6 protein-coding genes and 1 tRNA gene are annotated in these 7,359 nt (G+C 43.9%); 6 read left to right on the top strand and 1 reads right to left on the bottom strand.

Translation table 11 applies throughout. The annotated features are described in order from the left end of the window. Positions 1-89 precede the first annotated feature (89 nt). Positions 90-725 carry a TetR family transcriptional regulator gene (locus KDM92_RS03265; RefSeq protein ID WP_212682954.1) on the top strand — a complete coding sequence of 212 codons (636 nt, stop codon included), beginning with the start codon at positions 90-92 and terminating at the stop codon, positions 723-725. A gap of 30 nt (positions 726-755) precedes the next feature. Here the strand turns inward: KDM92_RS03265 and KDM92_RS03270 are convergent, their stop codons facing one another. Further along, positions 756-1,388, bottom strand: a complete 633-nt coding sequence (locus tag KDM92_RS03270) for a trimeric intracellular cation channel family protein (protein ID WP_230408127.1) — start codon at positions 1,386-1,388, stop codon at positions 756-758. 192 nt (positions 1,389-1,580) lie between these two features. On the opposite strand from KDM92_RS03270, the gene KDM92_RS03275 reads away from it, so the two are divergent. From KDM92_RS03275 to KDM92_RS03295, 5 genes are all read left to right on the top strand, one after another. Next, positions 1,581-1,853: a type B 50S ribosomal protein L31 gene (locus tag KDM92_RS03275; protein WP_189344504.1), complete on the top strand. Its 273-nt coding sequence runs from the start codon at positions 1,581-1,583 to the stop codon at positions 1,851-1,853. Positions 1,854-1,948: 95 nt separating this feature from the next. Further along, positions 1,949-3,688, top strand: coding sequence for an ArnT family glycosyltransferase (locus KDM92_RS03280; RefSeq protein WP_212682955.1), 1,740 nt, complete (start codon positions 1,949-1,951; stop codon positions 3,686-3,688). A gap of 196 nt (positions 3,689-3,884) precedes the next feature. Beyond that, positions 3,885-3,969 (top strand) — tRNA-Leu (locus KDM92_RS03285). 420 nt (positions 3,970-4,389) lie between these two features. Continuing rightward, positions 4,390-6,720 (top strand): methyl-accepting chemotaxis protein, encoded by a 2,331-nt coding sequence (locus KDM92_RS03290; RefSeq protein ID WP_212682956.1) that lies wholly within the window; start codon positions 4,390-4,392, stop codon positions 6,718-6,720. A 383-nt stretch (positions 6,721-7,103) separates the two neighbouring features. Next, positions 7,104-7,359, top strand: a 256-nt coding sequence (locus KDM92_RS03295; RefSeq protein ID WP_212682957.1) for a DUF4214 domain-containing protein, incomplete at its 3' end; no start/stop codon positions are given.

Genomic DNA, 7,359 nt, shown 5'->3' on the forward strand with positions numbered 1-7,359 from the left:
ATTGTAAAATCCCTTCAACATATAAAAATAAAATACCGGATAGAACGTGGGCTTATTACGCGCCCATCACGACAGCAAGGAGTGCCACCGTGGTCAGAAAAACCAAAGAAGATACCCAACAAACCTATGAAGCTTTGCTCAATGCGGCTGAGCAGGTTTTTTGTGAAAAAGGTGTTTCGAATACAACCCTAAATGATGTCGCTTGCGCGGCAGGCATGACGCGTGGCGCGATTTACTGGCACTTCAAAGACAAAAAAGAATTATTTCATGCACTATGCGATCGCGCTTTTATGCCTATCGAAGTCATGCTCAATGAAATTACTAGCAATTCGATAGACGACTCAATAGCGGCAATTCGCCAATTGAACTTACACTTTATAGCGCAAGTAACGGCGAATACAAGACAAACAAAGATGTTTGACATTATTTTTCATCGCTGCGAAAAAACAGCAGAGATGCAAACCTTCATTCAAGAACGAGAGAGTCGTAACGAATGCATGGACAAAATCGCGAACATCTTCCGTGCTGGCGTCGACAAAGGCATCTTCCCACCAGATACCGATATACAAATAGCGGTCCAAATCAATCACGCATTTTTAATTGGCTTGGTACACGAATGGCTGATTGACCCAAGCGCCTACGACTTAGCTGCTCACGCGGAAAGCATGATTGATGCTGTGCTATTTGGATTGGTTAATCGACCACCTCGTAAAAAGACTTTTTAAATCAATTACTTATTCAAGCGAATTAATTAACTAACCAGGCAATTTCCAGTCATGGCGCACTGCCATTAAACGTAAAAACACGGTTACAGCAATCCCACTAATAACCGAAAATAACTCAGTTGTACCCAGCAACGTTAAGCCAAGATAAGTCCAGCAACCAAGGAAAGCACATGTGGCGTACAACTGGCCACGTCGAAACACCATAGGGATCTCATTACAAATCATATCCCGTAATACGCCACCGAAAATCCCAGTAATTACGCCCATCATCACACAGATGAACAAAGGCATTTTCATCGCGTAAGCTAACGACGCACCACCAACGCTGAACAATCCCAACCCCAAAGCATCCGCATAAAGGATCACGCGTTCAGTCACGACCTGACGCAATTGACGAAAAAATGGCGAGACAAGAATACAAAAAATAAAGATTAACGTTGGATATTCATAATTTTCTATCCAAAACAAAGGTCGTCTATCTAACAAAATATCGCGTACGGTACCACCGCCAAACGCCGTAATAAAAGCGACGGTAAAAACGCCAACCAAATCCATTTTCTTGCGCCTAGCCTCGACTAAACCTGAGCTAGCAAATACAAAAACACCAATTACTTCAATCACGTGAAGTAAGGTACTCATCCCAGCCTGAATATTTGTCGACATACTTTCCTTAAGGAACAAATGGCACAGTCAAAATCGTGCATTGGCTTTATTTTATTGTATAATTGCTGGCTTAGCTTTACGCTAAGAAACTTTTAATATGATTTAACTACTGGCAAGTGATAAGCAATCGGGTCAAGAAGCTGAGCGACCGACGAAGTGCGTATTGGCTACCAAACTATTTTTGAGGCAAGCATGAAAGACGGTATCCACCCAAATTATCGTGAAGTGATGTTCCACGACGTTTCTAACGATTTCAAATTCATCACACGTTCCACTATTCAAACTAAAGATTCTATCGAAGTTGATGGTAAGACTTTGCCATTGGTAAAGATCGAGGTTTCTGCTGAATCTCATCCTTTCTACACTGGTAAGCACAAAATCGTTGATACGGCTGGTCGCGTTGACAAGTTCCGTAAGAAATTCGGTTCTGTTGGTTCTAAAACGTCTGTTTCTACTGGCGAATAAGCAACGAACTTGTACGATTAGTACAGCAGTATCAAGAAAAAAGGCAGCTACGGCTGCCTTTTTTGTATCATCGAGTTTTATCGAATAAAAAAACTATGAAGCCAGTCCGTTTACCTGCCTCTGCCACCATTGCATTGCCACGTTGGAGCATCTTCGCGCTTTGCTTACTTTATATCCTACCTGGTCTAATTGGCCGCGATCCTTGGAAAGGTGCGGATGCAGCTGGTTTTGGTGTGATGTGGACAATGGCGCATGGCAACCTGAATGATTGGCTGTGGCCGCACGTGGTTGGCTTACCTGTTCCCGAAGAAGGCCCACTCGCATTTTGGCTAGGTGCGATTTGCATCAAATTATTTGGCGGATTCATTGGCGACCCAATGGCTGCGCGAATTTCCACTGGCTTAGCATTCTTGCTCGGCTCTATTTCTGTTTGGTACACCACCTATTTACTAGGTCGCCGTGCTGAGGCACAACCATTAAAACTAGCATTTGGCGGCCAACCAGAACCACGCGACTTCGGTCGCACTTTAGCGGATGGCGCATTACTTATTTATCTCGGCTGCTTAGGATTACTACTTCCAAGTCATACTTCAAGCAGTGGTCCACTACACATCGCTTTAATCGCTTATTCTTTATATGTTTGCGTGCGCTATTTCGACACTCCCAGCAAGATAGGCGCATTCAAAATTGGCTTAGTACTTAGCTTATTAATACTCACGCGAGGCTGGATCATTCCACTAGCGATCTTGCTTGCCTTATTAGCGCTGTGCTTTTATCGCCAACAAAAACTCAGCAGCCAAATCATTGCCATCAGCTTACCTGCGACATTATTAGTTGCGGGTCTTTGGATCTTTGCGATACAAACTGTACAGCCTTACTCCAGCTCGCCATATCAAGCTTGGATGGAATGGAACTATCGTCAAATCGGCCTACCAGCGCTCGATAACGCTTTCTATTTCTTACGTTACGGAATTTGGTTTGCTTGGCCAGCTTGGCCTTTTGCGGCTTGGGCGATTTATGCATGGCGCAAGCAAGAACGCACTTTGCACATCTCCCTACCCTTAAGTTTTTTGATCTGTTTCATCTTGCTGGCACTACTCAATCACAGCCATGAAGAAGGTTACTTGCTGCCGATTCTGCCGCCATTAGCGATCTTGGCTGCTTTTGGTTTGCCGACGATGAAACGCAGTGCAATTAATGCTGTCGATTGGTTTGCTGTCATGGTCATGACCGGTGCCGCTAGCTTATTCTGGTTGGGCTGGATTGCCTTGCAAACGGGCTGGCCTGCACGCACTGGCAAAAAAGTATTAAGTTGGGCGCCTGGCTATGTACCAGAATTTAACGCATTTACTTTTATTCTCGGACTCAGTATCACGATCATTTGGTTTCGTATCGTGTATTGGCGCATCTCGCGTCAGCCATCGGTACTATGGCGAGCGGTCGTGCTATCGAGTGGCGGCGTGATCCTATGCTGGTTCTTATTGATGTCATTATGGCTGCCACTGGTGAACCATCGCGTTAGCTATGCTGCCGTCGCAAAAGAGATGACAGAAAAAATCCCAGCGCCCTATCGCTGCATTGACAGCAAACTTGGAGCCTCACAACGCGCGTCTTTTGCGTATTTCAGCAAAGTTCACTTTGCTGGCTTCGATGAACAAAACTGCGAACTCTTACTGACACAAGGAAATCGTCGCTTCCAAGGAAAATCCAAAGAACCCGTCGACAAGGATTTTCCTGGTAACTGGGAAATGATCTGGGAAGGTCAACGAGCGGCTGACAAAGATGAGTTCTTTACTCTCTATCGTAAGATAGAAAAAAACAAAGCGGCCAACTAATTCAACCAATCGAATAGTCCTAACGATTAGTTCAGACGAGTAACTCAAACAAATAATACGAAGGCGACGGAATTCGATTCGCACAAAAAATAAGCAAATATAACTGTTTGAAGAAGGAAACCATAAAATATAACAGTAAATTAAGCCAAGTGCTTGCAAAAATCGGAGCACCCTGTCATAATTCTGTTCATGCGTTGCCGAGATGGCGGAATTGGTAGACGCACCAGACTCAAAATCTGGCGCCGCAAGGCGTGCCGGTTCGATTCCGGCTCTCGGCACCAACAGTATTTAAGCCTCTTGAGAAATCAAGAGGCTTTTTGCTTTGTGCGATTAAAAAGTCTTCCAACTACCTACCCCATCAATTGCGATCCAGCGCCTCAGCGTGCATCTAAATCTGTCACGTCAAAATACCTCAATACGATTTTTGGGTGCTGCCATACGTCAAAAATGATCAGACATAAACCGCGTGCCTCAACATAGTTTTTTGAATCGGACTTTCAATTCTATGTACCAAATAAGATCACCGCATTTATGTGATTGAACCGAATCTTCAAGCAATCAAATTAACTGCCATAACGCCAGTCAAATTTAACAACAATTAACAAAGTTTCTTACTCGGCATTGCCGCAAATCAACAAATCTCGCACCCTCATACATTAAAGTGAACACATCACTTTTAACTAATTTTGAGACATGCATTTATGAAGAAAATTTACTATTTACTGACTCATGCAAAAATTTGGTCACCTGCATCGTCATTCATGCGGCAGCTCAAATTTCCGATGAAGATTTCGATTATTTCGCTCGCATTTTTATTGCCGATCTTATGGATGTTCGCCAGCTATTACAATGAAGTGCATCACAATCTCCAGTTCGTAAACAAAGAACGTATTGGCGTGCAGTATGCAAAGTCAATTTACGAAGCACTTGATCACGCTGCTGCGTGGCGCTATCAAGTTAGAACAGCCGATGCTTCAACATCAGACAACGGAATTAAGGAAGCAAAAAATCAATTTACTTCTTCTTCGAAAAAAGTCGAGACGCTCAATACGCAATATGGTTCTATGCTTGAGACCAATACGCAATTCGAACAGGTTCGTCAAAGTGTCGTTGATGCTGAACAAGAAAAACTAAGTGCTGAGCAAGCATATAAAGTACACACCATACTCTTCCAAAATTTAATCAATCTGATCGACAGAACAACCGATGGTTCTGGGCTGGCACTCGATCCAGATCTGCAATCCTATTATTTAATGAGCGCGGTTCTAATGCGTGCGCCGGAGATCATTCGTAGCACGTCGCAGTTGCGCGGACTAGGACGCAATGCGCTCAATCAAAAGCAAATCAATGTTCAGCAAGTCGCAGAAATTGAGCAGCATTTAGCAATTATGGAACACGAGCTTGCGTTGGCGGTACGCGATCTGGATAAAGTGAAACAGGCAGCGCCAACACATTTTTCTAAAATTGAAGTTGCTGCAACCGAAATGACGGCCTCGTTCATCAATGCCATTAAACGTGATCTATTAACGAACCCAAGCGAATTAAATGCAGAACTTGCTAGCTATATCTCGGTAGCGAACAAGACTTTGGAAACACAGTTCTCGCAAGTACAAAAAAATCTGGATGTGCTAGATGTGATGCTGGCAGAGCGTCAAGCAAAACTCAATTTTAATTTGTACCTGACTGCTGGTATTTCGGCCTGTGGCGTACTGCTGGCGTTCTATTTGTTCATGGGTTTTTATCGTTCTATGATTGGCGGCATCAAGCAACTTCGTCGTCAATTGATTAGCATTGCGATGGGTGATTTGCGCGTGGATATTAAGACCAAGGGTAAAGACGAAATGTCTGGCTTATTGAAAGAGCTAGCGAACATGCAAAAGGCTTTACGCGACACTGTGAATCAAGTGAAGTTAGCCAGCGACCATGTGGTGAGTTCGAGCATGGAAATCGCACAAGGCACACAAGATTTATCAGCACGAACAGAATCGGCAGCAAGTGCCTTAGAGGAATCATCCGCCGCACTGGAAGAAACCACCTCCACAGTACAAATGACGGCTGATTCGGTCAAACAAGCCTCGAATATTGCTATAGACAATGCAGCAGCAGCGACGCGTGGTGGCGAGGTCATGCGCAATGTCGTTACTACGATGGAGAATATTCAAGACTCCTCCAAGAAAATTAGCGACATCATTAGCGTGATTGACGGTATCGCCTTCCAAACAAATATCTTGGCACTCAATGCGGCAGTCGAAGCTGCGCGTGCAGGCGAGCAAGGTCGTGGGTTCGCGGTGGTCGCATCAGAGGTGCGTGCGCTTGCGGGTCGTAGCGCGCTCGCAGCGAAAGAAATTAAAGATCTGATTACCCATAGCTCAGCGCAAATCTCTACAGGTACCACGGTGGTTAAAAATGCTGGTCATGCGATGACAGAAATCGTGCACAACGCCGATAGAATTAAAGATCTATTAGATGAAGTGGCGAATGGTGCGCGCGAGCAAAGCTTAGGTGTTAGTCAAATTGGTGAGGCTGTGAGTGAGCTCGATCGCAACACACAAGCCAACGCAGTACTTGTCGAGGAAACTGCGACTGCCGCAAAATCACAATGCAATGTCGCTGTTCGCCTTGCTGCACAAGTGGATGAATTTAGACTTCCTGGTCATACGGTTGCAGAAAAAGTTGAAGGCATCGATATTGACTCGATTATTGACGCGCATCGACAATGGAAAGTAAAACTCCGCGAAGCAATTGAGAATGGCGATCATGTCGATGTTAAAACCCTCACACGTGATGATTGCTGCGCACTTGGAAAATGGATCTACGGTGATGGTCAACGACTCAGCTCTCGTCGCAGCTTTAAAGAGCTTTTAGAGAAGCACGCACGCTTTCATCGCATAGCGGGGCAAGTTGGCGAGTTAATTAATGACAATCAATTAGAAAAAGCTGAAGATGCCTTAGCGCATGGAACAGCATTTTCTACTGCAACTAGTGAGGTGGTCTTGATACTGTCGGGAGTCAAGCGTCTTGGTTTTGACTGATGGCATGATAATACAAATTCAAGAAGCGGGCTTGCAAATAGCTGGTCACCAAGTGAGTTAAACAAGTCGCGAACAATTAGCCACATTAGCTCTGCACAATTTATTTACTGATCAACTATTCATTTATATATTTTCCCATGCAAAATCCGCAATGGATTACAAATTTAATTGGAATACATGATTTTAAATAATTTAAATTGCTGATCACAAGTGAATACCGTAAACTCCTTTAATTAATTAAAATCAAGTCATTTAATGATTTAACTTGTAACGCACAACATGAGGGCAGCTGTTTTTTTTCGACCAATTTCCTCGGTTACTTTTTTATTTTCATATTTACTTACATTCATTTATATTCATACATACTACTGAGGTATATAACAATGGCCAATACAGCTGCTGATATCCAAAAGCTTTACATCGCTTACTTCAATCGCCCAGCAGATCCAGCTGGTTTGGTATACTGGACAGCGTCCAATATGACAGTTACGCAAATCGCTAACAGCTTCGCGGAACAAGCTGAATACAAATCAGCATTTGCATCACAATCTACAGAAACAATCGTTTCTACTTTGTACGTAAACATGTTTGGTCGTCCTGCTGATGCAGCTGGCTTGTTGTACTGGGTAGGCGAAATCA

Origin of the sequence: Affinundibacterium baiyunense, assembly GCF_018139645.1 — a bacterium.
Taxonomy (GTDB): Bacteria; Pseudomonadota; Gammaproteobacteria; order Burkholderiales; family Burkholderiaceae_D; genus Undibacterium; species Undibacterium baiyunense.